Origin of the sequence: Streptomyces sp. NPDC058678, from assembly GCF_042714835.1 — a bacterium.
In the GTDB taxonomy this organism is placed as follows: domain Bacteria; phylum Actinomycetota; class Actinomycetes; order Streptomycetales; family Streptomycetaceae; genus Streptomyces.
In genome coordinates this window covers 44,616-70,025 of record NZ_JBHXSG010000024.1, presented here as the reverse complement: position 1 = coordinate 70,025, position 25,410 = coordinate 44,616, and the positions used below count along the sequence as shown (strand labels likewise).

General features: G+C 72.4%; 25 protein-coding genes. 11 read left to right on the top strand and 14 right to left on the bottom strand.

Translation table 11 applies throughout. The features are described from left to right. Positions 1 to 56 precede the first annotated feature (56 nt). The gene (locus tag ACFWWR_RS22325) at positions 57 to 1,313 is read right to left on the bottom strand and encodes a glycoside hydrolase family 18 protein (RefSeq protein WP_383865852.1); all 1,257 of its coding nucleotides are present in this window, start codon (positions 1,311 to 1,313) and stop codon (positions 57 to 59) included. Between the two features lie 338 nt (positions 1,314 to 1,651). Here ACFWWR_RS22325 and ACFWWR_RS22320 point away from each other — a divergent pair, with 338 nt between their 5' ends. Further along, positions 1,652 to 2,824, top strand: a complete 1,173-nt coding sequence (locus ACFWWR_RS22320; RefSeq protein WP_384304925.1) for an acyl-CoA dehydrogenase family protein — start codon at positions 1,652 to 1,654, stop codon at positions 2,822 to 2,824. On the opposite strand, the gene ACFWWR_RS22315 is transcribed toward ACFWWR_RS22320, so the two are convergent. Both ACFWWR_RS22315 and ACFWWR_RS22310 read right to left on the bottom strand, forming a co-directional pair. After that, a complete protein-coding gene (locus tag ACFWWR_RS22315; RefSeq protein WP_383865856.1) occupies positions 2,787 to 3,047 on the bottom strand; it encodes a hypothetical protein in 261 nt (86 codons plus the stop codon). The genes ACFWWR_RS22320 and ACFWWR_RS22315 overlap by 38 nt on opposite strands. Positions 3,048 to 3,244: 197 nt before the next feature. Further along, positions 3,245 to 3,676 carry a hypothetical protein gene (locus tag ACFWWR_RS22310; RefSeq protein WP_383865858.1) on the bottom strand — a complete coding sequence of 144 codons (432 nt, stop codon included), beginning with the start codon at positions 3,674 to 3,676 and terminating at the stop codon, positions 3,245 to 3,247. Positions 3,677 to 3,943: 267 nt separating this feature from the next. Here ACFWWR_RS22310 and ACFWWR_RS22305 point away from each other — a divergent pair, with 267 nt between their 5' ends. From ACFWWR_RS22305 to fxsA, 4 genes are all read left to right on the top strand, one after another. Next, positions 3,944 to 4,384, top strand: coding sequence for an Lrp/AsnC family transcriptional regulator (locus ACFWWR_RS22305; protein WP_383865860.1), 441 nt, complete (start codon positions 3,944 to 3,946; stop codon positions 4,382 to 4,384). Positions 4,385 to 4,431: 47 nt separating this feature from the next. Next, a complete protein-coding gene (locus ACFWWR_RS22300) occupies positions 4,432 to 6,033 on the top strand; it encodes an amidohydrolase (RefSeq protein WP_384304923.1) in 1,602 nt (533 codons plus the stop codon). 579 nt (positions 6,034 to 6,612) lie between these two features. After that, on the top strand, positions 6,613 to 7,413 hold the full coding sequence (locus ACFWWR_RS22295) for a polyprenol monophosphomannose synthase (protein ID WP_383865864.1): 801 nt from the start codon (positions 6,613 to 6,615) through the stop codon (positions 7,411 to 7,413). A 72-nt stretch (positions 7,414 to 7,485) separates the two neighbouring features. Beyond that, complete coding sequence (gene fxsA, locus ACFWWR_RS22290; RefSeq protein WP_383865866.1) at positions 7,486 to 8,046, top strand: FxsA family membrane protein; 561 nt, start codon at positions 7,486 to 7,488, stop codon at positions 8,044 to 8,046. Between the two features lie 108 nt (positions 8,047 to 8,154). Here fxsA and ACFWWR_RS22285 read toward each other — a convergent pair whose 3' ends face one another. From ACFWWR_RS22285 to ACFWWR_RS22270, 4 genes are all read right to left on the bottom strand, one after another. Then, positions 8,155 to 8,529, bottom strand: coding sequence for an RNA polymerase-binding protein RbpA (locus tag ACFWWR_RS22285; protein ID WP_003977404.1), 375 nt, complete (start codon positions 8,527 to 8,529; stop codon positions 8,155 to 8,157). Positions 8,530 to 8,797: 268 nt separating this feature from the next. Continuing rightward, entirely contained in the window at positions 8,798 to 10,153 is a 1,356-nt protein-coding gene (locus ACFWWR_RS22280) for an MFS transporter (protein WP_384304920.1), read from the bottom strand. Positions 10,154 to 10,216: 63 nt separating this feature from the next. Then, positions 10,217 to 10,984: a glycerophosphodiester phosphodiesterase gene (locus ACFWWR_RS22275; protein ID WP_383865870.1), complete on the bottom strand. Its 768-nt coding sequence runs from the start codon at positions 10,982 to 10,984 to the stop codon at positions 10,217 to 10,219. Continuing rightward, positions 10,981 to 11,679, bottom strand: coding sequence for a YitT family protein (locus ACFWWR_RS22270; protein ID WP_383865872.1), 699 nt, complete (start codon positions 11,677 to 11,679; stop codon positions 10,981 to 10,983). Before ACFWWR_RS22270 ends, ACFWWR_RS22275 begins: the two co-directional genes overlap by 4 nt. 63 nt (positions 11,680 to 11,742) lie before the next feature. Here ACFWWR_RS22270 and ACFWWR_RS22265 point away from each other — a divergent pair, with 63 nt between their 5' ends. Then, positions 11,743 to 13,248, top strand: a complete 1,506-nt coding sequence (locus ACFWWR_RS22265; RefSeq protein WP_383865874.1) for a PLP-dependent aminotransferase family protein — start codon at positions 11,743 to 11,745, stop codon at positions 13,246 to 13,248. A 62-nt stretch (positions 13,249 to 13,310) separates the two neighbouring features. Here the strand turns inward: ACFWWR_RS22265 and ACFWWR_RS22260 are convergent, their stop codons facing one another. Together ACFWWR_RS22260 and ACFWWR_RS22255 are read right to left on the bottom strand one after the other, a co-directional pair. Next, positions 13,311 to 15,005, bottom strand: coding sequence for a hypothetical protein (locus ACFWWR_RS22260; protein WP_384304917.1), 1,695 nt, complete (start codon positions 15,003 to 15,005; stop codon positions 13,311 to 13,313). 52 nt (positions 15,006 to 15,057) lie between these two features. Continuing rightward, a complete protein-coding gene (locus ACFWWR_RS22255) occupies positions 15,058 to 15,252 on the bottom strand; it encodes a hypothetical protein (protein ID WP_015661880.1) in 195 nt (64 codons plus the stop codon). Between the two features lie 261 nt (positions 15,253 to 15,513). On the opposite strand from ACFWWR_RS22255, the gene ACFWWR_RS22250 reads away from it, so the two are divergent. The 5 genes from ACFWWR_RS22250 to ACFWWR_RS22230 all read left to right on the top strand — a co-directional run bounded on the left by ACFWWR_RS22250 (position 15,514) and on the right by ACFWWR_RS22230 (position 20,903). Continuing rightward, on the top strand, positions 15,514 to 15,906 hold the full coding sequence (locus ACFWWR_RS22250) for an ankyrin repeat domain-containing protein (protein ID WP_383865878.1): 393 nt from the start codon (positions 15,514 to 15,516) through the stop codon (positions 15,904 to 15,906). Between the two features lie 300 nt (positions 15,907 to 16,206). Next, complete coding sequence (locus ACFWWR_RS22245; protein WP_383865879.1) at positions 16,207 to 17,625, top strand: HEAT repeat domain-containing protein; 1,419 nt, start codon at positions 16,207 to 16,209, stop codon at positions 17,623 to 17,625. 139 nt (positions 17,626 to 17,764) lie between these two features. Next, positions 17,765 to 18,892 carry a glycosyltransferase family 4 protein gene (locus ACFWWR_RS22240; RefSeq protein WP_383865881.1) on the top strand — a complete coding sequence of 376 codons (1,128 nt, stop codon included), beginning with the start codon at positions 17,765 to 17,767 and terminating at the stop codon, positions 18,890 to 18,892. Beyond that, positions 18,889 to 20,046: a glycosyltransferase gene (locus tag ACFWWR_RS22235; protein WP_383865883.1), complete on the top strand. Its 1,158-nt coding sequence runs from the start codon at positions 18,889 to 18,891 to the stop codon at positions 20,044 to 20,046. The genes ACFWWR_RS22240 and ACFWWR_RS22235 overlap by 4 nt, the downstream gene beginning before the upstream one ends. Continuing rightward, positions 20,043 to 20,903: an SGNH/GDSL hydrolase family protein gene (locus ACFWWR_RS22230; protein WP_383865885.1), complete on the top strand. Its 861-nt coding sequence runs from the start codon at positions 20,043 to 20,045 to the stop codon at positions 20,901 to 20,903. The genes ACFWWR_RS22235 and ACFWWR_RS22230 overlap by 4 nt, the downstream gene beginning before the upstream one ends. A 3-nt stretch (positions 20,904 to 20,906) precedes the next feature. Here the strand turns inward: ACFWWR_RS22230 and ACFWWR_RS22225 are convergent, their stop codons facing one another. Genes ACFWWR_RS22225 through ACFWWR_RS22205 form a run of 5 tightly spaced genes read right to left on the bottom strand, consistent with a single transcriptional unit; the run spans position 20,907 to position 25,316 of the window. After that, a complete protein-coding gene (locus tag ACFWWR_RS22225; protein WP_383865887.1) occupies positions 20,907 to 21,776 on the bottom strand; it encodes a biotin-dependent carboxyltransferase family protein in 870 nt (289 codons plus the stop codon). Beyond that, positions 21,773 to 22,399 carry a 5-oxoprolinase subunit PxpB gene (gene pxpB, locus ACFWWR_RS22220; protein ID WP_384304914.1) on the bottom strand — a complete coding sequence of 209 codons (627 nt, stop codon included), beginning with the start codon at positions 22,397 to 22,399 and terminating at the stop codon, positions 21,773 to 21,775. Before pxpB ends, ACFWWR_RS22225 begins: the two co-directional genes overlap by 4 nt. Beyond that, entirely contained in the window at positions 22,396 to 23,154 is a 759-nt protein-coding gene (locus tag ACFWWR_RS22215) for a LamB/YcsF family protein (RefSeq protein ID WP_383865891.1), read from the bottom strand. The genes pxpB and ACFWWR_RS22215 overlap by 4 nt, the downstream gene beginning before the upstream one ends. 18 nt (positions 23,155 to 23,172) lie before the next feature. Continuing rightward, on the bottom strand, positions 23,173 to 24,018 hold the full coding sequence (locus tag ACFWWR_RS22210; protein WP_383865893.1) for a putative hydro-lyase: 846 nt from the start codon (positions 24,016 to 24,018) through the stop codon (positions 23,173 to 23,175). Continuing rightward, positions 24,015 to 25,316, bottom strand: a complete 1,302-nt coding sequence (locus ACFWWR_RS22205; RefSeq protein ID WP_383865895.1) for an MFS transporter — start codon at positions 25,314 to 25,316, stop codon at positions 24,015 to 24,017. Before ACFWWR_RS22205 ends, ACFWWR_RS22210 begins: the two co-directional genes overlap by 4 nt. Positions 25,317 to 25,410: the final 94 nt, after the last annotated feature.

The window sequence follows — 25,410 nt, the reverse complement described above, 5'->3', positions numbered from 1 at the left end:
TGACGACTTGGGGCGAAGGCTCGTGGTCCTCCGCCCCAAGTCCCCGGTGAACCGGGCTAGTTGATCGAACGGATCAGCTCACCGTCCGCGGTGTCCCCGCTGAGCTCCCAGAAGAACGTGCCGCCCAGACCCTGCGCGTCCTTGTACTTCATCTTCCCCTTGATGGTCTTCGGGGTGTCGTAACTCCACCAGTCGCTGCCGCACTTGGCGTAGGCGGTGCCGCCGACGGTCCCGGTCGGCGGGCACGTGGTCTTCAGCACCTTGTAGTCCTCGAAGCCGGCCTCGTACGTGCCCGCCGCCGGGCCGGTGGCCGTGCCGCCCGGCTTCGCCTGCGTGACGCCGGTCCAGCCGCGCCCGTAGAAGCCGATGCCGAGCAGCAGCTTCGAGGACGGGATGCCCAGGCTCTGGAGCTTGGCGATGGTGGCGGCGGTGTTGTAGCCCTCCTCCGGGATGCCCGGGTAGGACGTCAGCGGGGAGTGCGGCGCCGTCGGGCCGGCGGCCGCCCAGGTGCCGAAGTAGTCGTACGTCATGGGGTTGTACCAGTTGACGTACCGGGCCGCGCCCGCGTAGTCGGCCGCGTCGATCTTGCCGCCGGGGGTGGCGTCGGCGGTGATCGCCGCGGTGACCAACTGCCGCTTGCCGAACTTGGCGCGCAGCGCGGCCATCACGTCCCGGAAAGCGTCCCGGCCGCTGGTGTCGCAGGTCAGGCCGCAGGCGTTCGGATACTCCCAGTCGATGTCGATGCCGTCGAATACGTCCGCCCACTTCGAGTTCTCGACCAGGTCGTAGCAGGACTGGGCGAAGGCCGCCGGGTCCTTGGCCGCCTCGCCGAAACCGCCCGACCAGCTCCAGCCGCCGAACGACCAGACGATCTTGAGGTCGGGGTGGAGCTTCTTCAGCTTGCGCAGCTGGTTGAAGTTGCCGCTCAGCGGCTGGTCCGCGGTGTCGGCGACACCGTCCACGGACTCCTCCGCCGTGAACGGCTTGTCGGTGTCCGCCCAGGCGTCGCCGAGGGCGCACTTGCCGTCGGTGACGTTGCCGAAGGCGTAGTTGATGTGGGTGAGCCTGTCGGCGGAGCCGGAGGTCTCGATGTTCTTGACGTAGTACTGGCGGCCGTAGATGCCCCAGTCGGTGAAGTAGCCGACAACCTTGGAGCCGGCTGGACCGGCCGCTCCGGCCGAGGGGGCCTCGGCGGCGTCGGGAGTGGCGGTGGCGGTGCCCGCACCGGCGAGCAGGGCGGCGCCGAGGGCGGCGCAGCACGAGGCGGACAGGAGGGCCCGGAACCGGGCGCGGGGGTGGAGCGGGGTGAGCATCGGGTGTCTCCTCGCAGGGGACAGGGAGGGGATCGCACGCCGATTGGCATGAACGCGGAGAAGCGTTGGAGCGAAACAGTAAGAGGACTAGACCATTCGGTCAATGGTTCGTACCAATTTCTGAGCGCGCCGGGAGCGCCGGAACTTCTCGAAGTAAGCGGTCGTTAACTGGTGACGGAGTGGGTCCGATCGGGCATACTCACAGCGCACAGCCGCTGGTCAGCAGCTTCCGCGACCCGGGAGTGCGAGCATCGGCCGGCACCAGTGAGACCCGGCGGAGCTGCCCCCACCCAAGGCGCACGTCCGCCGATGCGCCCGACAGGGAGGAGAGCGTCGCCATGCTTGACCGCGCCCCGCAGCCGGTGGACCGGCAACTGCCCACGGACGAGGCCCGGGATCTGATCTCGCTCGTTCGCGACATCGCGCAGCGCGAGGTCGCCCCGAAGGCGGCCGAGGAGGAGGACGCCGGACGCTTCCCGCGCGAGGTCTTCACCCTCCTGTCCGAGTCCGGACTGCTCGGCCTGCCGTACGACTCCGAGTACGGCGGCGGCGACCAGCCCTACGAGGTCTACCTCCAGGTCCTCGAAGAACTCGCCGCCGCCCGCCTCACCGTCGGACTCGGCGTCAGCGTGCACACCCTGGCCTCGTACGCGCTCGCCGCCTACGGCACCAAGGAGCAGCAGCTCGAGCACCTGCCCGCAATGCTCGGCGGCGGTCTGCTGGGCGCGTACTGCCTCTCGGAGCCGGCCTCCGGCTCGGACGCCGCCTCACTGCGCACGAAGGCGGTACGCGACGGCGGGGACTGGGTGATCACCGGAACCAAGGCGTGGATCACGCACGGCGGAATCGCCGACTTCTACACCGTCATGGCCCGTACGGGCGAGGAGGGCCCGCGCGGGATCACGGCCTTCCTGGTGCCCGCCGACGCGGCCGGCCTGAGCGGCGCGGCGCCGGAGAAGAAGATGGGCATGAAGGGTTCCCCGACGGCCCAGGTCCACTTCGACGGGGTCCGTGTCCCCGACGACCGGCGCATCGGCGACGAGGGCCAGGGTTTCGCGATCGCTCTGGCCGCGCTCGACTCCGGGCGGCTCGGCATCGCGGCCTGCGCGATCGGCCTGGCCCAGGCGGCGCTCGACGAGGCGGTGGCGTACGCGACCGGACGGCGGCAGTTCGGACGGCCCATCGCCGATTTCCAGGGGCTGCGCTTCATGCTCGCCGACATGGCGACCCAGATCGAGGCCGGCCGGGCGCTCTACCTGGCGGCGGCACGACTGCGGGACGCGGGCCGACCGTTCGCCAAGCAGGCGGCCATGGCCAAACTCCACTGCACCGACACCGCGATGAAGGTGGCCACCGACGCCGTCCAGGTCCTCGGCGGATACGGCTACACCGCCGACTTCCCGGCCGAGCGGTACATGCGCGAGGCCAAGGTCCTGCAGATCGTCGAGGGCACCAACCAGATCCAGCGGATGGTCATCGCCCGTCACCTCGCGGGTCCTGAGACCCGCTGAACTGGCCCGGCCTCACCTGGGGCGCCGCGAGCCGGGCCCACTCCGGGTCGTGGCGCCCCGGCAGGGTGCGGCCGCGGTCGGCCCACGTGCGCATCAGATCGCGGTAGATGGGCGGGTCCTGCGCCTGCGGCGGCGCCAGCGGAACCGATTTTGCGGATGCGGGAACCGGCGCCGGAACGAACATGCGGCGCTGACGCCCGGTCGCGGTAGATGTGGGGGTCATACCAGGGCAACGCAGAGGTCCGCGGACAGGTCACCGGTCGCCGGATTCGGGCGTGAGTTCACGGACGTCCGGGGCGGCGCGAGTCCCTGGCCGCCGGCACCCCGGCACCCCGGCAACGCGGTCACGGCACACCGAACCGCGCCACGGCGCTCTGCGAGCCGTGGCGCGGCTCGGTCACGGGGTGGGGGCGAGGCCGCTCAGGCGGCCTGGCGGCGCATGACCTGCACCCGGATGGGACGGGAGCCCGGTCCGCCGACGTGCGAGAAGGGCTGCGTCCGCCAGTCGAGCCCCTGAGGGAGCGTCAACAGCAGGGCGGTGTCCTGCTCCTGCGGCTCGGCCGACTCGTCCGCCGGACGGGCCTCGGACGCCTTGCGGCCGGTGCCGGAGCAGACCGTGAGCCCGAACGGGTTCCACGGCGAGGCGCACAGCGCGTGCTCCGGCAGCACCTCCTCGTCCGCCAGCAGGGCGATGGGCTGCGCGCAGTCCGGGCACATGACCCGGTACATCTCGAAGGTGTCGTAGGCGTCGAGTTCGTCGAGTTCGTCGGGTTCGACGCCCTCCGGCTCGGGCTCGACGATCAGCTGCGGCCGCTTGGGTGCGGTACGACCAGGGCGCTTAAGACTCTGCATTGGATTCTCCCCCTCGGGCTGGGCCGTAAGGCTGCTGCGGCCTCGACCACAGCAAGCACTTCCCGCCCCGTCTCGGCGGTAATCACGAGAACATCACGGAGCCGGTCAGGGGTGTGTGGTCTTCGTCACATGCCATCCGCAGGTGCCCGAGGCGGCCGCTTTGTCCCCCGGATGGTGCACAGGCCGCCCCCGCCGCATCACGAACCGGGCATGACCTGCGCCGCTCAGGTATCGGAGGAGATCAGCCGCACTGTAGGTTCTTGCGCCATGGAGGAGCTCGACCGGCAAATCGTGCAACTGCTCGTCAAGGACGGGCGGATGAGCTACACAGACCTGGGCAAGGCCACCGGCCTGTCCACGTCGGCCGTGCACCAGCGGGTGCGCCGGCTGGAACAGCGCGGGGTCATCCGCGGCTACGCGGCGGTGGTCGACCCCGAGGCCGTCGGCCTGCCCCTGACCGCGTTCATCTCGGTGAAGCCGTTCGACCCCAGCGCCCCCGACGACATCGCGGACCGCCTCTCCGGCGTCCCCGAGATCGAGGCCTGCCACAGCGTCGCCGGCGACGAGAACTACATCCTCAAGGTGCGGGTCTCCACTCCGCACGATCTGGAGGAGCTGCTGGCCCGGCTCAGGACGCTGGCGGGGGTGTCGACGCGGACGACGGTGGTGCTGTCCACGCCGTACGAGGCACGGCCGCCCCGGATCTGACCGACCTGCGTGCCGGGCGCCCCGAGCGAGGCGCGAAACTGTCCCTCATGAGTGAACGCACCGCCGAACCGACCACCGTCCTCCTCCGCCGCGGCGAGGTGCACAGCCCCGCCGACCCGTTCGCGACGGCGATGGTCGTGGAGCGCGGCCAAGTCGCCTGGGTGGGCTCCGAGGGCGCGGCCGACGCCTTCGCGGACGGTGTGGACGCGGTGATCGACCTGGACGGGGCGCTGGTCACCCCCGCGTTCACCGACGCGCACGTGCACACCACGTCCACGGGCCTCGCCCTCACCGGCCTCGACCTGTCCGACGCACCTTCCCTCGATGCGGCCCTCGCCCTGGTACGGGACTTCGCCGCCGCCCGCCCGGACGACCGCGTGCTCCTCGGCCACGGCTGGGACGCCGCACGCTGGCCCGGCGGCCGCCCCCCGACCCGCGCCGAACTCGACGCCGCCACCGGCGGCCGCCCGCTGTACCTCAGCCGGATCGACGTCCACTCGGCGGTCGTCACGACGGCCCTGCTGGAGCTGACCCCGGGCCTCGACGCCGCGGACGCCCCGCTGACCGCCGACGCGCACCACGCCGTACGCGCCGCCGCTCTCGGCGCCCTCACGCCGCAGCAGCGCATCGAGGCCCAGCGCACCGCCCTCGCCCGCGCCGCCTCGCTCGGCATCGGGACCGTCCACGAGTGCGCGGGTCCGGAGATCTCCTCCGAGGAGGACTTCACCGGGCTGCTCCGGCTCGCGGCCGAGGAGGCCGGGCCGCGGGTGGTCGGCTACTGGGCCGATCAGGACATCGACAGGGCGCGCGAGTTGGGCGCGATCGGCGCGGCCGGCGACCTGTTCGTGGACGGAGCCCTCGGTTCGCACACCGCCTGTCTGCACCAGCCGTACACCGACGCCGGCCACACCGGCACCGCCTACCTGGACGCGGCGGGGGTCGCCGCGCACGTCACCGCGTGCACCGAGACGGGCCTCCAGGCCGGCTTCCACGCGATCGGCGACGCCGCCGTCACCGCCGTCGTCGAGGGCGTGCGCGCAGCCGCGGAGAAGCTCGGCCTCGCCCGTGTCCGGGCCGCCCGCCACCGCGTCGAACATGCCGAGATGCTCACGCCCGAGACGATCGCGGCCTTCGCCGAGTTCGGCCTGACGGCGTCCGTCCAGCCCGCCTTCGACGCGCTGTGGGGCGGCGAGGAGGGCATGTACGCCCAGCGCCTGGGCGCCGAGCGGGCCCGCACCCTGAACCCCTTCGCGGCCCTGCTGCGGGCCGGCGTCCCGCTCGCCTTCGGCTCCGACAGCCCGGTCACGCCCCTCGACCCGTGGGGCACGGTCCGCGCGGCCGCCTTCCACAGGACTCCCGAGCACCGCGTCTCCGTGCGTGCCGCGTTCACCGCGCACACCCGCGGCGGCTGGCGGGCCGTCGGACGGGACGACGCGGGAGTCCTGGTGCCGGGCGCACCCGCGGACTACGCCGTCTGGCGCACCGACGAACTCGTGGTCCAGGCCCCCGACGACCGGGTCGCGCGCTGGTCGACCGACCCCCGCTCCGGGACCCCTGGTCTGCCCGACCTGACCCCCGGCCACGACCTCCCCGTCTGCCTGCGAACCGTGGTGGGCGGACGGACCGTGTTCGTACGGCCGGGCGAGTGATCTACCGGGGTGGCGCACCGCCGATCGGTCGTCGCCGCCCCTTCGCGCGACCTGCGTGTCCTCCGCGCTGACCAGGGCTTTGACCGAGGAGACGCAGGTGAAACGGCTGTTGACAGCCGACGGCAGCGGGCCGGTAGGTTCGGCCGAGTCCACCACCGGACGCCCAAACCGGGGAACGTCCGCGCACTCGCCGCCGCGCCGCTGGGTCAGGGACGGTGTGCCGCACCGGGGCACCGCCACTGGCAGCCAGGCCCAGCGCCCGCGCCACGGCGAGGGAGTGTTCCGGCCGGTCGGGGAGGTGTGACCCGGGTGGGGCCCGGGCGCTCAGTAGACAACGGCATTCGGTCGATCCGCAGCCAGCGGGTCCCAGGTCGGCCCGAAGAGCGCCGGGCCCCCATCCGCAGCACGCACGGCCGTCGATGCCGTACGCACAGCCGTCGTTGCCATACGCACAGTCCCGAAGAACGCACTCTTACCCCGCTTTTGTGGAAACGACACCACCATACTTACGTCCCGTCACGTCATCGCAGGCGGCGGCCACTATGGTGGACCTCTGCGTACGGACTTGAAGGGGCAGTAGTGAACGACGGCGACGGGACCCTCGCGGCACAGGACCGGGGGAGGCAGTTCGGCCCGCTCGGCACGGCGTTGGTGATCATTCCGACCTACAACGAGGCGGAGAACATCAAGGCCATCGTGGGCCGGGTGCGCAATGCGGTCCCGGAGGCGCACGTTCTCGTGGCCGACGACAACAGCCCCGACGGCACGGGCAAGCTCGCCGACGAACTGGCCATCGGGGACGACCACGTGCAGGTCCTGCACCGCAAGGGCAAGGAAGGCCTGGGCGCCGCCTACCTGGCAGGCTTCCGCTGGGGCATGGACAACGGCTACGGCGTCCTGGTCGAGATGGACGCCGACGGCTCCCACCAGCCCGAGGAACTGCCCCGCCTGCTGACCGCCCTCAAGGGCGCCGACCTGGTCCTCGGCTCCCGCTGGGTGCCCGGCGGCCGGGTCGTGAACTGGCCCAGGTCACGCGAGTTCATCTCCCGCGGCGGCAGTCTCTACTCCCGCCTCGCCCTGGACCTTCCGCTGCGCGACATCACCGGCGGCTACCGCGCCTTCCGTCGCGAGACCCTCGAAGGCCTGGGCCTCGAAGAGGTCGCCTCCCAGGGCTACTGCTTCCAGGTCGACCTCGCCCGCCGCGCGGTCAGGGCCGGATACCACGTCGTCGAGGTGCCCATCACCTTCGTCGAACGCGAGCACGGTGACTCCAAGATGAGCCGTGACATCCTCGTGGAGGCCCTGTGGCGGGTCACGACGTGGGGCGTGGGGGAGCGGGTCGGCAGGATCGCGGGCCGGGGCAAGCCCTCAAAACCGTAGGCGTCGGATTTCACAGCTCCGGTTGATCGTCCCCTTATCCCGTGCTGAGCCGGGCCCAGGCACACTGGAAGCATGACGACTGGCGCTCCGACTCCCACCCACCCCGCCCGGCCCCGGCGCTCCCGGCTGCGCACCTTCCTGCCGTTGGGCGTCGCCGCCTGGCTGGTGCTGGAGATCTGGCTGCTGACCGTGGTCGCCGGCACGGCCGGCGGGATCACGGTGTTCCTGCTGCTGCTCGCCGCCTTCGTGATCGGCTCGGTGGTGATCAAGCAGGCGGGCCGGCGCGCCTTCCAGAACCTGAACGAGGCGCTGCAGCGGGGCGGAGCCCCGTCGGGTTCGAACGGCGGCGGCAACGGCCTCATGATGCTCGGTGGCCTGCTCCTGATGATCCCCGGCCTGATCTCCGACGTGCTGGGCCTGCTCCTGCTGATACCGCCGGTGCAGAAGGCCCTCGGCCGCTATGCGGAGCGCACCGTGGACCGCAAGCTCCGCGAGGCCACCCAGGGCAGCCTGGGGGACGCCTTCCAGCAGGCCCGGATGCACCGCCCCGACGGCAGGGTGGTCCAGGGCGAGGTCATCAGGGACGAGCCGGGGGACGCGCCGCGGGACCCGCGCCCGCCGCTGACGCACTGAGCTGTCCTCGCGCACCGGAACGCGAAACCGCGGGCGCCGTACGTGACATCACGTACGGCGCCCGCGGTTACTTTCGTGCCTTGTTCGTCCGCCCAGACCCCGAAGGGACTACGCCGACTTCCGGCTGTCTCGCGGATGGACCGCAATGTTCATCGCGCCGGAGCGGAGAACTGCCAGGCGCTCCTCGAGGACCTCTTCGAGTTCCTCGCGGGTGCGCCGCTCCATCAGCATGTCCCAGTGTGTACGCGCGGGCTTGGCCTTCTTTTCCTCAGGGCCGTCGCCGTCTACGAGGAGTGCCTGGGCCCCGCAGACCTTGCACTCCCACTCCGGCGGGATCTCCGCCTCGACCGAGAAGGGCATCTCAAACCGGTGCCCCTTCTCGCATGCGTACTCCACGGCCTGGCGCGGGGCCAGGTCGATGCCGCGGTCCGTCTCGTAGCTGGTCACCACGAGGCGCGTGCCGCGAAGAGCTCGCTCACTCATGAATCGTGCCTCCCGGGCTTGTCGCCCACAGGACAGGTGTCGCTGTCGTCGTCATCCGGTTCAACGTCCGGTCGGCGGTAAAGATTCCCGTTCCGGGTCCCGTCCCGGGCAATGCGTCGCCGTCGTAGCCGCCCCTTGTTGTACCCACCAGTGCCCGGTTTGTCACATCTGCTAACAGATGTCACCCAGCGTTTCGGCATCATTGACGCGCAGTAACGGTACGCCTGGCAGGCCAAACGCGTACACTACAGCGCTTTCGTGTTGAACGCTAAATCCTTTCGGGAATCGGATTGCCCGCCTCGCCGATCGCCCGCCGCACCGGAACCCGTGCCAGCAGCACGAACCCGATGACGAAGAAGGCCACCAGCGAGATGATCGCGTCCCGGTAGCTTCCGGTCACCTGGTAGGTGATCCCGAACAGCAGCGGGCCCAGCCAGCTCATGCCCCGGTCGCTCATCTCGTATGCCGAGAAGTACTCGGCCTCTTTGCCGGGCGGCACGAGATGGGAGAACAGCGACCGGGACAGCGCCTGGCTGCCGCCGAGGACGAGGCCGATCCCGGAGGCCAGCACGAAGAACCATCCGGGCGCCCCGGCCGGCAGGAAGTACCCGGCGCCCAAGGTCACCGTCCACGCGACCAGCGAGCCCAGAATCGTGCGCTTCGCGCCGTAGATCCGGGCGAGCCGCCCCATCGTCAGCGCGCCTGCCACGGCCAGCACCTGGACCAGCAGCACGGCGCCGATGAGCGTCGACTGCCCGAGGCCGAGCTCCTCGGAGCCGTACACCGACGCCTGGGAGATCACGGTCTGGATGCCGTCGTTGTAGATGAGGTACGCCAGCAGGAAGGCGAGGGTGAGCGGGTGGCGGCGCATGTCGCGGACGGTCGCGGCGAGCTGGCGGAAGCCGGGAGCGGTCGCCTCCCCCGTGGCCTTCGCTACGGAGCGGCGATCGCGCAGCCGTCGTAGCGGAATGAGGGCGAAAGCCCCCCACCACGGGCCCGCGGAGGCCAGGCAGACCCGGACGGCAGCGCTCTCCGTGAGGCCGAAGGACTCGTGGCCGGTGTAGAGGACGAGGTTCACGACCAGGACCAGCGCGCCTGCCGCGTACCCGAAGGCCCAGCCGCGGGAGGAGACGGCGTCGCGTTCCTCGGGCGGGGCGATCTGCGGCAGGTAGGAGTTGTAGAGCATCATCGCCACGGACTGCGCGGCGTTCGCGACGACCAGCAGGGCGCCGCCGAGGAGGTAGCGGTCGCCGCCGAGGAAGAACATGCCCGTCGTCGCCGCGGCCCCGGTGTACGCGGCGGCCGCCAGGAGGGGCTTCTTGCGGCCGGTGCGGTCGGCGGCGGCGCCCACCAGGGGCATCACCAGCACGGCCACGATCACCGACAGGGACACCGAGTACGCGAAGAACGATCCGGCGCGCACCGGGATCCCCAGCGGATGCACGAAGCCGTCCGCGTCCGCCGCCGACTTGGCGACCGACGTCAGATAGGGGCCGAGGAAGACGGTGAGCACGCTCGTCGAGTAGACGGAGCAGGCCCAGTCGTAGAAGTACCAGCCGCGCTGTTCGCGCCGCCGCTCGGCGGCCTCGTCCGCCGATCCCGCCCGCACGGTGTCGGTGCCCACCCGTGCCCTCGCTTCCCCGTGAAGGTGCCACGCGCGGGCGTGCGGCCGGGGGCTCTTGGGGTGTCAGACCCAGACGCCGCGGTCCTCCATGACCTTGCGCAGTGTGTCGATGTGATCGGTCATGATGCCATCGACTCCCAGGTCCAGGAGCCGGTGCATCTGTTCCGGCTCGTTCACCGTCCACACGTGCACCTGCAGCCCGAGCGCGTGGGCGGTGCGCAGGAAGCGGTGGTCGACCACCTGGATGCCCGACTGCATCTCCGGCACCTGCGCGGCGACCGCGGAGCGACGCACGGCCGCCGGGAGCCCCCAGGAACGCAGCCGCAGGTTGAGGACACCTCGGGTGCCGTACGACGTCGCCAGGCGCGGTCCGGCCAGTCGCTGGGCGCGGACCACACGGGCCTCGGCGAACGAGCCGAGGCAGATCCGGTCCCAGGAGTTCGTGCGTTCGATGAGCTCCAGGAGGGGCAGCAGCGCCGGCTCCGCCTTGACGTCGACGTTCCAGCGCGCCTCGGGGAAGGTTTCCAGAAGGTCCTCGAAGAGGGGCACCGGTTCCTTGCCCGCCACGCGCGCGTGCCGCACGTCCTTCCAGGGCAGCGCCGCGATCAGGCCCGCTCCGTCGGTCACCCGGTCCAGGGTCGCGTCGTGGAAGGCGACGAGCCTGCCGTCCGTGGTGGCGTGGACGTCGGTCTCCAGATAGCGGTAACCCGCCTCGACCGCGCGCCGGAACTGCAGCTCCGTGTTCTCCAGACCGTCCGCCGCCCCGCCGCGGTGGGCGAAGGCGATCGGGCCCGGATGGTCGAGGTAGGGATGGCGTATCCGCGAGGTCACGGTCGAAGTATCGCCTGCTGGGGTTGCCCGGTGGCAACGACCGTGCTGCCGTCGGATGCCGACGGGACGGCGAAGACGCGCAGGAAGATCTGGGCCAGCGGGCCGATCGACACCGCGTACAGCAGGGTGCCGATGCCGATGGTGCCCCCCAGGGCGAAGCCGGTCACGACGACCGCCACCTCGACGGCCGTCCGCATCAGACGGATCGAGCGGCCCGTGCGCCGGTGCAGGCCGGTCATCAGCCCGTCGCGCGGGCCGGGTCCGAAGCGGGCCGAGATGTAGAGGCCGGTGGCCACGCCGTTGAGCAGGATCCCGGCCACCAGGAGCGGAACGCGTACGCCGAGGGTGTGCGCCGTGGGGACGGCGGCGAGCGTGCCGTCCATGGCGATGCCGACCACGAAGACGTTGGAAACCGTGCCGAGCCCGGGGCGCTGGCGCAGCGGGATCCACAGGAGCAGCACCGCGGCACCCACGAAGATCGACACGACGCCGATCGTCAGGCCGGTGAGCTCGGCCAGCCCCTGATGCAGCACGCCCCAGGGTTCCAGGCCCAGGCCGGACTCGACGAGCAGTGCCGAACTCGCCCCGTACAGCCCGAGACCGACGTAGAGCTGGATCAACCGTCGCCCGGCACGGCTCGGGCTCTTCGTGGACAAAAGGTCCCCCTCTGGTGTGGTGACAGTGGCCTGACTCATGACACCCTGTGGCTTGGGTGGAAACATCATCCATGTCCAATTCGGTGAAGGTGGACTGATTTCATGGCGCAGTGGACCTCGGCGATGGGTGCCGCGCAGCTCGCCCGCCTGCTCAACTCCCAGCAGGACCGCCCGGCCGGCCCGGGCACACGCCGCCCGCCCGCCTACCGCGCACTGGCCGACGGCATCCGGCTGCTGGTGCTGGAGGGCCGGGTACCGGTCGCCGCCAGGCTGCCCGCCGAGCGGGAACTGGCGCTGTCCCTGTCCGTCAGCCGTACGACGGTCGCGGCGGCGTACGAGGCGCTGCGCGCCGAGGGATTCCTGGAGTCCCGGCGCGGTGCCGGAAGCTGGACGGCGGTGCCGGCCGGGAACCCGTTGCCCGCGCGCGGCCTCGAACCCCTGCCCCCCGAGGCCCTCGGTTCGATGATCGACCTCGGCTGCGCGGCGCTCCCCGCCCCCGAGCCGTGGCTGACCCGGGCCGTGCAGGGTGCCCTGGAGGAGCTGCCGCCGTACGCCCACACGCACGGCGACTATCCGGCCGGGCTGCCCGCACTGCGCGCGATGATCGCCGAACGGTACACCGCACGCGGGATACCGACGATGCCCGAGCAGATCATGGTGACGACCGGCGCGATGGGAGCGATCGACGCCATCTGCCATCTGTTCGCGGGGCGCGGTGAGCGTATCGCCGTGGAATCGCCCTCCTACGCCAACATCCTCCAGCTCATGCGGGCGGCGGGCGCCCGGCTGGTGCCCGTCGCGATGGCCGAAGGGCTGACCGGCTGGGACATGGACCGCTGGCGGCAGGTCCTGCGGGACGCCGCGCCCCGGCTCGCGTACGTCGTCGCCGACTTCCACAACCCGACCGGCGCGCTCGCCGACGAGGACCAGCGGCGGCAGTTGGTGGAGTCGGCGCGGTCGGCGGGGACGGTGCTGGTCGCCGACGAGACGATGAACGAGCTGTGGCTGGACGCGGACATCGCGGACGCCATGCCGCGGGCCATGGGCGCCTTCGACCCGGCCGGGTCGACGGTCGTCACGGTCGGCTCGGCCAGCAAGGCGTTCTGGGCGGGGATGCGGATCGGGTGGGTGCGCGCCGCTCCCGACGTGATCCGCAGCCTGGTCGCCGCCCGCGCGTACGCCGACCTGGGTACGCCCGTGCTGGAGCAGCTGGCGGTGAACTGGCTGTTCAGCACGGGTGGCTGGGCGAAGGCCGTGGACGTACGGCGACGTCAGGCCAGGGACAACCGGGACGCCCTGGTGGCCGCCGTGCGGCGGGAGCTGCCGGACTGGGAGTTCGAGGTGCCGAAGGGCGGGCTCACGCTCTGGGTGCGGACGGGCGGGCTGTCCGGGTCACGGCTCGCGGAGGCGGGCGAGCGGGTGGGCGTGCGGGTGCCGTCCGGGCCGCGGTTCGGGGTCGACGGGGCGTTCGAGGGGTATGTGCGGCTGCCGTTCACCGTGGGCGGCGCGGTGGCCGAGGAGGCGGCGGCGCGGTTGGCCGCGGCGGCGCGGTTGGTGGAGAGCGGGGGGTCCGGGGGCGGGGAGACGCCTCGTACGTTCGTGGCGTGAACGGGGTCGGGGGCGCCGGGGAGTGAGCCCACCCGTGGCGCCCCAAAGGTGCGACTGCCCAGCTACGGAGCCTCCGCCGCCATGGCCTCCGTCGGCACCTTCTCCATGGGTACCTTCTCCGGGGGTACGACCTCCGTAGGTACCTTCTCCGTAAGTACGACCTCCGTCGGCCCCTTCTCCGTAGGTGCTGCCACAGTGGGCTCTGTCTCCACCGCCACCGCCTCCGGCACATGCTCGCCGTCCGCCGGTGTCGTCCGTGGCGGCAGCAGGGCCAGGACCGCCTGGCGGTCCGCCTCGCTCGTCGCGTCGTCGTACGGGTCCGGGGTCGACGGGACCTGGAGCCGGTGGACCGGGCCCGCGCCGAGGCGGGCGTAGCCGCGGCCGGGCGGGACGTGGGTGACCGGAGTCGTGTGCGGGGGCGCACCCAGGACCGCTTCCAGTTGGTCGGCCGTGGCCGGGCCGAGCACGACACGCGCGCGCGTGTGCTGGCGTACGGCGTCGCTCAGGGCCTCCGCGCAGTCGAACTGGTCGGCGACGACCACCGTCACGTTCGCCGCGCGGCCGTGCCGGAGCGGGAGCTGGAGCAGGGTCTGCGGGTCCTCGCGGCCGTCCGCGGCGGCCACGTGGGCGAAGGCGCTCGGTCGGTCCAGGAGGATCCACAGGGGGCGCTTGGTGTCGTCCGGCGGCGGGCTGCCCGCCTGACGGGCACGGTTCACCGCGATCAGGCGGCGCTCCGTCTCCGTGGCCGCCCACTCCAGACTCGCCAGCGCCCCGGCCAGCCCGCACTCGACCGCGAGGACGCCGTCCCGGCCGGTGAGGCAGGCGTACTCGCCGGTGCCGCCGCCCTCGACGATCACGAGGTCGCCGTACTGGAGGACCTGCAGGGCGATGGAGCGCAGCAGCGTGGAGGTGCCGCTGCCCGGCTGGCCCATGACCAGCAGGTGCGGCTCGGTGGAGCGCATGCCGGTGCGCCAGACGACCGGCGGTACGTCGCGCTGTTCCTCACCGTGGGTGAGGGGGAGTGTGCGCCGGACCTGGGTGGGGTCGGTGAAGCCGAGGACCGTCTCGCCGGGGGACGTGACGAAACGCTGGGCCGCGATGTCGGTGGGCAGCGGGGCGAGGGCCGTCACCGTGAGCTGGTTGTCCTGCTCGTCCCAGGTGAAGTGGTACTCGCGGTCGCGGCCCGACTTGGCGTGCAGCAGATGCTCGATCCGGGCACGGGACTCGGCCTCACCGTCCGTGAAGTACGCCGGGTAGTGGATCAGCAGGTGCGTGATGCGGCCGGTGCCGTCGAAGTCGTACGTGGGGAAGGCTTTTTCCCAGTCGCCACCGTGGGCGTAGAGCGGGTCCGGGTCCTCGGCGGCCGAGAAGTACGGCACCAGGGCGTCGTACAGCGACTGGAGGCGCTGTGTCTGGGACTCGTCGGGGCCGTCGGGCTCCGTCCGGCCGTGGTCCCGGCCCTGCCAGGCTGCCGCCGCCATCAGGGTGATGACGGCGAGCAACGGGCCGTACGGCGCGAGCGCCACGACCAGGACCACCGACGCCACCAGGAAAATCAGCGGCCCGCGCTTGTCCTTGGGGGTGTCGGCCCACCTGCGCCGCCCGGCCGAGGCCAGCCGGCGCAGACCACGGGTGATCGTGATCAGCGGGTGGAGGACGTCGGTGGCGCTGTCTGCCGCCGTCCGGGCCAGCTCCCGGCTCCGGGCGATCTGCGCGCTGCCTGTGCTCAGGATGCGTGGGAGGGGGCGCCGGGCCACTGCTGTCTCCTGGTGGTGCGTACGGATGGTGGTGCGTACGGACGTGCGGGCGTCAGAACTTGATTCCGCCGAGGAGGCTCGCGAGGCTCTCGCCGCCCGCCTTGATGCTCGGGGCGATGGCGGTGCTCGCGAGGTAGAAGCCGAAGAGTGCGGCCACGAGGGCGTGGGAGGCCTTGAGTCCGTCCTTCTTGAAGAAGAGGAAGACGATGATTCCGAGCAGGACCACGCCTGAGATGGACAGGATCATTAGTGTTCTCCTGGTTCGCGGGGACAGTCACCATGAGTACTTCCAGGATCACAGGATGTATCCATACGATAAAAGGTGCAACTGGGTGAAATTCCAACCATTTCCCCCAGGTGGCAGAGTCGTCTTGGTCCGGTTGGGCAGGGGTCTTGCGCCCGACCGGGCCTGCGGTGATCTTTACCTCCGGCAGATCGGGTCATGTGCGGCGCGAGCCAGTACCCTGGCGATTCACCTGAACGGTTGTACTGAGAGGCGGACCGGCCGATGACCGAAGCCCCCGACCCCGAGGTCGTGGAGCTGGCGACCAAGATCTTCGATCTGGCCCGGCAGGGGCAGACCGAGGCACTCGTGGCGTACGTCGACGCGGGCGTTCCGGCCAACCTCACCAACGACCGCGGCGATTCCCTGGTGATGCTCGCCGCCTACCACGGCCACGCCGACACCGTGCGTGCCCTGCTCGCCCGCGGCGCCGAGGGCGACCGGATCAACGACCGGGGTCAGACCCCGCTCGCCGGGGCCGTCTTCAAGGGCGAGGAGGAAGTGATCAAGGCACTCCTGGAAGGCGGTGCCGACCCCGCCGCGGGTACGCCGTCGGCCGTCGACACCGCCCGGATGTTCGGCAAGGCACAACTGCTCGAACTGTTCGGCACACACTGACACGTACGCTCTGACCAGGGCGGACACGGAAAACGGGGGAGGCGGTAACCGGCCGCCGAAATTTCGGTCGCGGTAGATGGAACTGCCGAGTCATCATGACGTCGTGATTCACGGACGTGATGGCCGGGCAGGCGATGCCGCACCGCGCGGACCGTGATGCGGTCCGCATGGGCCACCGACGAGAGGCAGAGGAAGATGGCTTACAGCAAGCAGGAAACGGCGGGCGCCCCGACGTGTTGTCACGCGGCCAGGTAATGCACGTCCCCGGTTGCGTCGACGCTTGATGTGAGGCTGTTTCCCATGTTCGATCCGGTCATAGCGCCCAGCGGCACGCTGCTCGGCCTGCTTCAGCGGGGCCGCGGCGACGGCACACTGCACGCGCTCACCGCACCGCGCGCCGAAGCGCTCGCGGCCCTGAACCACTGTGTTCTGCGTGATCCCCGCCACGACTGGCAGGTGGAGAACCGCTCCCTCTACTACGCCCGTCTCTACCTCGACCTGAACGGCGAACTGGACGAGATCGAGGCGCACCTCTTCGACGTCGAGGACGTCTTCGACACCGAGGAGTCCCGCACCGGGCTCGCCCTCGCCGTCCTCGGCCATCTCGCCTCGTACGGCAGGCGGGACGCGCTCGAACTGCTGCGCAGGTACGCCGCCTCGGGCGCCAACTGGGCCTGGGCCCTGGACGAACTGGCGCTGCGCGACGACGACGCCGGACTGCGGGCCCTCGCGGCCCCCGTCCTGGCACGCTTCGCGACCGACGCCGAGGGCGAGGCCGAGTTGGCCGCCGTCGTGCGTGACGCCTTCGAGCCCCGCCCCTGGCGGCTGTGGGCCGACGATCCGCGCGAATCCATCGCCACGCGTGTGCGTGCCGCCCATGAGACGGGCTGCTTCGACCGCTGGCAACGCCAGATGCGACCTACCGGGCCCCGTCCGGGGTGGAGCGTGCAGGCGGTCTTCGAGTGGGCCCAGCAGGGCGTCGAGCGCGGTGCAGCGCTCCATGTCCCCGCCGCCCGCTGCCTCACGGCCGTCGCCGGTCCCGAGGATCGGCCGGAGATCCTGCGGGCCGCCAAGGACGGCACCGACGGCGCCCGCTGCACCGCTTTGCGCTATCTCGCCGACAGCAATGATCCGGACGCCCTCCATTTGATCGAGGTCGCCGTGGTCACCGGCTCGGCGGCCGTGGTGGAAGCGGCCGTGGACGCCTTCGAACGCATGCGCGGTGCCGCCGCGGTCGACCAGGCGCGCGGCTGGGCCCGGAGGCCCGACCCCCTCGGTGCCGCCGCCGCCCGGATGCTCGCCTGCCGGGGCGGGGCCCAGGACAGCGAACTCGTCCTAGCGGCCCTCAGGGAGGCCGTACGGGGCGAAGGCCCCGACGCGCCGACCCTGTGGACCCTCGTCGACGGCACCGGGCGCCTCGGCATCGCCTGCGCGGCCCCCGTACTCCGGCACATCTACCGCGAGACCGCCTCGTCCCATCTGCGCGGACGGGCCGCTCGCGCCCTCGCCGCCACCGACCCGTCCTTCGCCGCCGGCTTCGCCGTCGAGTGCCTGTGGGACTGCGAGGAGACCACCCGAGAGATCGCCGCCCGGCATGCCGAGACCGGTGACACCCGGGTCGTGGAGCGACTGCGCAGGCTCGCCGCCGATCCGGCCGAGGAGGCCGAGGTCCAGACGGCGGTACGCAGCCGGATCGGACCGGACGCGCCCGCCATGTGAACGATCGGTGACCCGCGGGTCAGGCGGGCATGGACGCGGTCCGACCTGCTCGGGTGTGCAGCGCAACGCTCACACGACGTTCCTCGTCCGGAAAGATCCACGTTGACGCGGCCACGTCCAGCCCGGCGAGAACACCGGTATGCGTGTCGTCATCGTGACCGAATCCTTTCCCCCCGACGTGAACGGCGTGGCCCACTGCGCGCTCCAGACCGCCCGGCACCTCGTAGATCGCGGTCACCTTCCGCTCGTCGTCGCGCCGGCCACCGCGGCCGGCAGCGGGCCCGACGCCCTCGCGCCGTGCCCTGTCATCCGTGTCCCCTCCCTACCGCTCCCGGGCTACCCCCAGGTCCGCGTCGCCCTCCCCAGCCGGCGCGTGGCCGCGGCGATCGCCGAGCACCGCGCCGATGTCGTCCACCTGGCCAGCCCCTTCGTCCTCGGCGTCCGCGGCATGGCCGCCGCCGCCCGGCTCGGCGTTCCCGCCGTGGCCGTCTACCAGACCGACCTGGCCGGATACGCCCGTACCTACATGGGCGCCGGCGAGGCCGCCGCCTGGCGGCGCATACGCTCCGTCCACTCGGCCGCCGACCTCACCCTCGCGCCCTCCGGCCCGGCCCTGCACGACCTGGAAGCACACGGGGTGCCCCGGGTACGGCTGTGGCGGCGGGGCGTGGACACCGCCCGCTTCCGCCCCGAACTGCGGGACGAGGCGCTGCGCCGCGAACTCGCCCCCGACGGCGAGCTGATCGTCGGCTACGTCGGCCGGCTCGCCCCCGAGAAGCAGGTCGAACTGCTGGCCGGCGTCTGTGGCCTGGACGGCGTCCGGGTCGTGGTCGTCGGCGACGGGCCCAGCCGGCCGAGCCTGGACCAGGCGCTGCCGGGCGCGACATTCCTGGGCCGCCGCACCGGCGACGAACTCGCCCGGATCTTCGCCTCCTTGGACCTCTTCGTCCACACCGGCCCCTTCGAGACCTTCTGCCAGACCGTGCAGGAGGCCATGGCGAGCGGTGTGCCCGTCGTCGCGCCCGCCGCCGGCGGACCGCTGGACCTGGTCGCCCACGGGCGCACCGGGCTGCTGGTCCCGCCGAGCGACCCGGACGCCGTACGGGACGCGGTGTGGTCCCTGGCCGCCGACCCCGGCCTGCGCAACGCGTTCGGCACCGCCGCGCGCGCGACGGTCGAGGGGCGCACCTGGGCGGCCGTCGGCGACCAGCTGATCGGGCACTACGACAGCGTGCTCGCCGCGCGGAAGACGGTGGTGGCGGCATGAGCTCGTTGCGGATAGTACGGCTGGCCAACTTCGTCGCACCGGCCTCGGGCGGTCTGCGCACCGCGCTGCGCGAGCTCGGCAAGGGCTACAAGGCGGCCGGGCACCAGCCGGTACTGGTCGTGCCCGGTGAGCGCGCCGGCGACCGGGAGACCGAACAGGGGCGGGTGATCACCCTGGCGGGTCCGCTGCTGCCGGGCACGGGCGGATATCGCGTCCTCACCGACAAGCGGCGCGTGGCGCGGCTTCTGGAGGAGCTGGCCCCCGACCGCCTCGAGGTCTCCGACCGGACGACGCTCCGGTGGACCGGCAAGTGGGCGCGGCGCGCCCGCGTCCCGGCCGTGATGGTCTCCCACGAGACCGCCGACGGCGTGCTGCGCACCTGGGGACTGCCGGAGGGCGCCGCCCGGCGCGCCGCGGACGCCCTCAACGTCCGTACGGCACACACGTACGCGCGCGTGGTGTGCACCACGGAGTTCGCCGAGCGGGAGTTCGTGCGGATCGGGGCGCGCAACGTCGTACGGGCACCGCTCGGCGTCGACCTGGTGCAGCGGCACCCCGCGCTGCGCGACCCCGGGCTGCGTGCCCGGCACGCGCGCGTGGACGAGGTGCTGCTGGTGATGTGCTCCCGGCTGTCCGTGGAGAAGCGGCCCGGCACCGCGCTTGACGCCCTGGAGGCGCTGGTACGGCGCGGGCGGCGGGCCGTGCTGGTGGTGGCCGGGGACGGGCCACTGCGGCCCCGGCTCGAACAGCGGGCGCGGGAGCGCGGGTTGCCGGTGACGTTCCTCGGGCACGTCTCCGACCCCGCGTCGCTGGGCGGACTGCAGGCGTCGGCCGACGTGTGCCTGGCGCCGGGGCCCGCCGAGACGTTCGGCCTTGCCGCTCTGGAGGCGATGGCCTGCGGCACGCCCGTCGTGGCCAGTGCCTCGTCAGCACTGTCGGAGGTGATCGGTTCCGCCGGGGCCGTCGCGGCCGACGACGGGGGCGCCTTCGCGGACGCCGTGGACATGCTCCTGGACCGGCCCGAGGAGGAGCGGCGGGAGGCCGCACGCGCGCGTGCCGAGTGTTTCGGGTGGGACACGGCGGTCGCCGCGTTCCTCGACGCGCACGACGCGGTGGCGTCCGTACGGCCCTTCGTGCCCGGGGGCGTGACATGAGACCGCTGCGGTTCGTCGCCCTCGGCGACTCACTGACCGAGGGTGTGGGCGATCCCGTCGGCGAGGGGTGGCGTGGCTGGGCCGCGCTGCTCGCGGGCGGGCTCGGCGCGGCGTCCTTCGGGTCCGTGGAGTTCACCAACCTCGCGTTCAGCGGGGCGCAGACCCGTGACGTGCTGGAGAGGCAGCTGCCCGCCGGGCTGGCACTACGGCCGGACCTGGCGTCCGTCGTCATCGGTGTCAACGACACCTTGCGCTGCGCCTTCGACGTCCGGGCCGTCGCCGAGCGCCTCGACGCGGTGTACTCGGCCCTCACCGGGCAGGGCGCGGTCCTTCTCACGGCGTGTCTGCCTGACCCCGGGGCGATGCTCGGGCTACCGGGTGCCCTGGCGCGTCCGCTGGCCAGGCGCCAGCGGGCGGTCAACGCCGTGGTGCACGCGCTGTCCGAGCGGTACGGGGCCGTGCACCTGCACGCCTGTGAGGGCGCCTGGCTCGTGGACCGCGCGATGTGGAGCGCGGACCGGCTGCACCCCGGCGAGCGGGGGCACCGGCAACTGGCCGTCCGCTTCCACGCGCTGCTGGCGGAACGCGGCCTCGCGACGGGCAGCGCCCCTTCGCCCGAGCCCGAGTTCCCCGCGCCCACCAGGTCGGCGAGCCTGTGGTGGCTGGCCACCGCCGGCACCGGCTGGGTGGCCCGGCGGTGCACCGATCTGCTGCCGCAGCTTCTGACGCTCGCCGCCGACGAGGTGCGGCACCGCGCGCGCGGGACGAGCGCCCGGCTCGATCTTCGGGCCTCCGCGGCGGTGTCCGCGGCACTCGCCGCACTGTCGGTGCCGGATCAGCAGCCGGACGCCGCCTAGGGTTCACCGGCGGCGTACGGCCACGAAGCGCACCGGCGTACCCGGCACCGCCTGTGCGGCGGCCGGGAGGTCGGCCGTGCGGACGACGCCGATCACCGGATAGCCGCCGGTGGTCGGATGGTCGGCGAGGAACACCACGGGCCTGCCGTCCGGCGGGACCTGAACGGCGCCCAGCACCATGCCCTCGCTGGGGAGTTCGCCGGTCCGGGCCCGCTCCAGCGCGGGGCCCTCCGTGCGCAGTCCGATGCGGTTGCTCGCGGAGGACACCCGGAACGTGCGCGAGGTGAAGGCCCGTACCGCCTCCGGCGTGAACCAGTCGTCGCGCGGACCCGGCGTCACGCGCAGGACGAGTTCGGCCGGGGGCGCCGGCTGCGGGGCGACGTCCACGCGGGCGTGGAGCTCTTCCGGGCTGCCGAGGGGCAGCACCGCGCCGTCGCTGAGGGGCGGCGGGCCGAGCCTCGAGAGGAGGTCCGTGGAACGGCTGCCGAGCACCGGCTCCACGACGACGCCGCCGGAGACGGCCACATAACTGCGTACTCCGGAGACGGCCGCCCCCACCTCCAGGAGTGCACCGGCGGGCACGCGCACCGGAGCGCCCCAGGCGACCGGGTGTCCGTCCACGGTCATCCGGCAGGGCGCGCCCGTCACGGCGACGGTGACCGTCGATCGGGGGCGCAGCGCACAGCCGCTGAGCGTGGTCTCCAGGACGGCGGCCTCGGGGCGATTGCCGACCAGCCGGTTGGCGAGGTCGGCCGCCGGTCCGTCCAGCGCGCCGGAGCGGGGTACACCCAGGTGGGCGTGCCCCGGGCGTCCCCGGTCCTGGACGGTGGTGAGCGCTCCGGCACGCACGACGGAGAGAGCGCGGTCCGTCATGACGTCCCCTCCGGTCCGGTCGGAACGAAGCGCACGCGCGTGCCCGGCGACAGCAGGGCGGCCGGTACGCGCGCGTGGTCCCACAGCACGGCGTCCGTGGTGCCGATCAGCTGCCAGCCGCCCGGCGACGAACGCGGGTACACGCCGGTGTACGGGCCCGCCAGCCCCACCGAGCCCGCCGGGACGGCCGTACGCGGGGTGGCCCGGCGCGGCACGTCGTAGCGCGACGGCAGACCGGCGAGGTAGCCGAAGCCGGGGGCGAACCCGCAGAAGGCGACCCGGAACTCGGTGCTCGCGTGGATACGGGCCACCTCCTCCTCACGGACGCCCCAGAGGGCGGCGACGTCGGCCAGGTCGGGGCCGTCGTAGCGCACCGGCAACTCGATCACGTCACCCGCGCGCGGGGGCTCGGGCGGGACTTCGGCGGTGGTCAGTTCGGACGCCAGGCGGGCCGGGTCGTCGAGGCCGTCGAGGAGGACCGTGCGGGCCGCGGGGACGATCTCGCGGACCGCCAACGAGCCCTCCGCGCGGCGGCGCACCAGCTCGGCGTGCAGGGCCTGGGCCTCCTCGCCCGAGGCCACCTCGACGAGCAGGGCGCTGTCACCGACGGGCAGGGCCTTCATACGAAGGCCTCCACCTTGACGCCGGACGACTCGAGCCGCTCCCGGACCCGGCGGGCCAGGTCCACCGCGCCGGGAGTGTCCCCGTGCAGGCACAGAGAACGCGCGCGTACCTCGATCGGTGCCCCGGAATGCGAGATGACGGTACCGGCGCGGGCCAGGCCCAGCGAGCGCTCCACGACCGTCTCCGGGTCGGTGAGCACGGCACCGTCCCGGCCGCGCGGCACGAGCGTGCCCGCGTCGGTGTACGCGCGGTCCGCGAACGCCTCCGTGACGGCCGGAAGGCCCGCCTTCCCGGCCAGTTCCAGCACGCGTGAGCCGGGCAGCCCCAGCAGGGGCAGCGAGCCGCCCGCGAGGAGCACGCCGGCGACGACCGCGCCGGCCTGCTCCTCGTCGTGCACGACACGGTTGTAGAGCGCGCCGTGCGGCTTGACGTAGGACACCCGCGAGCCCGCCGCGCGCGCGAACACCTCCAGGGCGCCGATCTGGTAGGCCACCTCGGCCGCCAGTTCGGCGGACGGCACGTCCATCGCGCGCCGCCCGAACCCCGCCAGGTCCCGGTAGGAGACCTGGGCGCCGATCCGTACCCCGCGCGCGGCCGCCAGCTCGCACACCCGCCGCATGGTGGCGGGGTCCCCGGCGTGGAAGCCGCAGGCGACGTTGGCGCTGGTGACGACGGTCAGCAACTGATCGTCGTCGGTCAGCCGCCAGCGGCCGAAGCCCTCGCCGAGATCGGCGTTCAGATCGATCGAGGTCATGTCTCCAGTGTCTCCTGCTCAGGCCACGCGGTACTGCTCGTCGCGGGCGTCGGTGAGGAACATCTGTCCCGGTGCGTGAGTGATGGCGAACGGCGGGCGCGAGGCCATCACCGCGGCCTGCGGGGTCACTCCGCAGGCCCAGAACACCGGGATGTCGTCCGGCTCGGCGGCCACCGGGTCGCCGAAGTCGGGGCGGCCGAGATCGTCGATGCCGAGCGCCGACGGATCGCCGCAGTGCACGGGGCTGCCGTGCACCGCCGGGAGCAGACTGCTCTCCCGGATCGCCGTCGCCACGTGCTCCGGCGGCACCGGGCGCATGGACACCACCATGGGGCCGTGCAGCCGCCCCGCCGGGCGGCACTGGCGGCTGGTGACGTACATCGGGACGTTGCGGCCCTGCTCGACGTGGCGGATCGGGACGCCCGCCTCGGACAGCGCCCATTCGAAGGTGAAGCTGCAGCCGATCAGGAACGACACCAGGTCGTCCCGCCAGTGCGCCCGCACGTCCGTCGGCTCGTCGACCAGCTCGCCGTCCTGCCACACCCGGTAGCGCGGCAGATCGGTGCGCAGGTCGGCGCCGTCCGCGAGGACGGTGGTCCAGGAGCCCGCGTCCGTCACGTCCAGGACCGGACAGGGCTTGGGGTTGCGCTGGCAGAACAGGAGCATGTCGTACGCCCAGTCGGCCGGCACCGAGATCAGGTTGGCCTGGGTGTGGCCGGCCGCGATCCCGGCGGTGGGGCCCACCAGCCCCGCGCGGAAGCGGGTCCTGGCGTCTGCCGGGCTCCACGCGTGCGCGTGCTCGTCGACGAGGGTCAGGGGGCGGTCGTTCGTCACCGTGAGGGGACGGTCCTGTGTGCGGTTCACGCGAGTTCCTTTCCGCGCGTCTCCGGCAGCCCGAGCAGGGCCAGGGCGGCGAGGCCGTAGCCGATCGCGCCGAAGACCAGCGCACCGCCCACACCCCAGCTGTCGGCCAGGAAGCCGACGGTGGTCGGGAAGACGGCGCCCACCGCGCGACCGGTGTTGTACGTGAAGCCCTGCCCCGTGCCGCGCACCGCCGTCGGGTACAGCTCGCTCAGGAAGGAACCGAAGCCGCTGAAGATCGCGGACATGCAGAACCCGAGCGGGAAACCGAGCACCAGGAGCAGGGTGTTGGAACCGCTCGGAATGTTCGCGTACGCCAGGATGCACAGGGCCGACAGCAGGGCGAACAGCCAGATGTTGCGGCGGCGGCCCAGCCGGTCGGTGAGGTAGCCGCCGGTGAGATAGCCGAGGAAGGCGCCGGAGATCAGGAACGTCAGGTAGCCGCCGGTGCCGACCACGGAGAGACCGCGCTCGGTCTTGAGGTACGTCGGCACCCAGGTGGCGAGGGTGTAGTAGCCGCCCTGGACGCCGGTGGAGAGCAGGACCGCGAAGACGGTGGTGCGCAGCAGGTCGGGCTTGAAGATCGCCGCGAACGAGCCCTTCTGGGTGCTCCGTTCCCGTACGGCGATCGCCTCCGGCGCGTCCTGCACCTTGCGCCGCATCCAGATGACCAGCAGCGCGGGCAGGGCGCCGGTCCAGAACATGATCCGCCACGCCAAGTCGTCGCCGACGAACGAGAACACCAGCGTGTACATGATCGCGGCGAGTGCCCAGCCGACGGCCCAGGAGCTCTGGATCGCGCCGAGCGTGCGGCCCCGGTGCTTGGCGCTCGCGTACTCGGCGACCAGGATCGCGCCGACCGCCCACTCGCCGCCGAAGCCGAGGCCCTGGAGGGCGCGGAAGACCAGCAGGGTCTCGTAGTTGGGCGCGAAACCGCAGGCGACCGTGAAGACCGCGTAGGTGATCACCGTGATCATCAGCGCCTTGACGCGGCCGACCCGGTCGGCCATCACGCCCGCCAGTGCGCCGCCGACCGCGGAGACCACGAGGGTGACGGTGGTGAACAGGCCGGTCTGGCCGCTGTCCAGGCCGAAGTAGGCGGCCAACGCCACCATGCTCAGCGGCAGCGTGAAGTAGTCGTAGGAGTCCAGGGCATAGCCGCCGAAAGCGCCCGCGAAGGCGCGGCGGCCGCGCGGTCCGAGGGCACGCAGCCAGCCCAACGCACCTTCGTCGTCGAGGCGTTCGTCTGGCGCGGGCTGCGCGTCGGTGGGCAGGGCCTGCGGTGGAGGGGTCGTGCTCATGGGCACCTCGCAGAAGGAGGACGGAGGGTGCTTGGGGACTGAGCCGTGCCGTGCGGGGGCGGAAGGCGCCGCGGTGAGGATGCGCCGTTCGTAG

Coding starts and splice junctions, on each gene's coding strand:
- ACFWWR_RS22325 (WP_383865852.1), bottom strand. CDS start 1,313: ATGCTCACCCCGCTCCACCCCCGCGCCCGGTTCCGGGCCCTCCTGTCC.
- ACFWWR_RS22320 (WP_384304925.1), top strand. CDS start 1,652: ATGCTTGACCGCGCCCCGCAGCCGGTGGACCGGCAACTGCCCACGGAC.
- ACFWWR_RS22315 (WP_383865856.1), bottom strand. CDS start 3,047: ATGACCCCCACATCTACCGCGACCGGGCGTCAGCGCCGCATGTTCGTT.
- ACFWWR_RS22310 (WP_383865858.1), bottom strand. CDS start 3,676: ATGCAGAGTCTTAAGCGCCCTGGTCGTACCGCACCCAAGCGGCCGCAG.
- ACFWWR_RS22305 (WP_383865860.1), top strand. CDS start 3,944: ATGGAGGAGCTCGACCGGCAAATCGTGCAACTGCTCGTCAAGGACGGG.
- ACFWWR_RS22300 (WP_384304923.1), top strand. CDS start 4,432: ATGAGTGAACGCACCGCCGAACCGACCACCGTCCTCCTCCGCCGCGGC.
- fxsA (WP_383865866.1), top strand. CDS start 7,486: ATGACGACTGGCGCTCCGACTCCCACCCACCCCGCCCGGCCCCGGCGC.
- ACFWWR_RS22285 (WP_003977404.1), bottom strand. CDS start 8,529: ATGAGTGAGCGAGCTCTTCGCGGCACGCGCCTCGTGGTGACCAGCTAC.
- ACFWWR_RS22270 (WP_383865872.1), bottom strand. CDS start 11,679: ATGAGTCAGGCCACTGTCACCACACCAGAGGGGGACCTTTTGTCCACG.
- ACFWWR_RS22265 (WP_383865874.1), top strand. CDS start 11,743: ATGGCGCAGTGGACCTCGGCGATGGGTGCCGCGCAGCTCGCCCGCCTG.
- ACFWWR_RS22255 (WP_015661880.1), bottom strand. CDS start 15,252: ATGATCCTGTCCATCTCAGGCGTGGTCCTGCTCGGAATCATCGTCTTC.
- ACFWWR_RS22250 (WP_383865878.1), top strand. CDS start 15,514: ATGACCGAAGCCCCCGACCCCGAGGTCGTGGAGCTGGCGACCAAGATC.
- ACFWWR_RS22245 (WP_383865879.1), top strand. CDS start 16,207: ATGTTCGATCCGGTCATAGCGCCCAGCGGCACGCTGCTCGGCCTGCTT.
- ACFWWR_RS22240 (WP_383865881.1), top strand. CDS start 17,765: ATGCGTGTCGTCATCGTGACCGAATCCTTTCCCCCCGACGTGAACGGC.
- ACFWWR_RS22235 (WP_383865883.1), top strand. CDS start 18,889: ATGAGCTCGTTGCGGATAGTACGGCTGGCCAACTTCGTCGCACCGGCC.
- ACFWWR_RS22230 (WP_383865885.1), top strand. CDS start 20,043: ATGAGACCGCTGCGGTTCGTCGCCCTCGGCGACTCACTGACCGAGGGT.
- ACFWWR_RS22225 (WP_383865887.1), bottom strand. CDS start 21,776: ATGACGGACCGCGCTCTCTCCGTCGTGCGTGCCGGAGCGCTCACCACC.
- pxpB (WP_384304914.1), bottom strand. CDS start 22,399: ATGAAGGCCCTGCCCGTCGGTGACAGCGCCCTGCTCGTCGAGGTGGCC.
- ACFWWR_RS22215 (WP_383865891.1), bottom strand. CDS start 23,154: ATGACCTCGATCGATCTGAACGCCGATCTCGGCGAGGGCTTCGGCCGC.
- ACFWWR_RS22205 (WP_383865895.1), bottom strand. CDS start 25,316: ATGAGCACGACCCCTCCACCGCAGGCCCTGCCCACCGACGCGCAGCCC.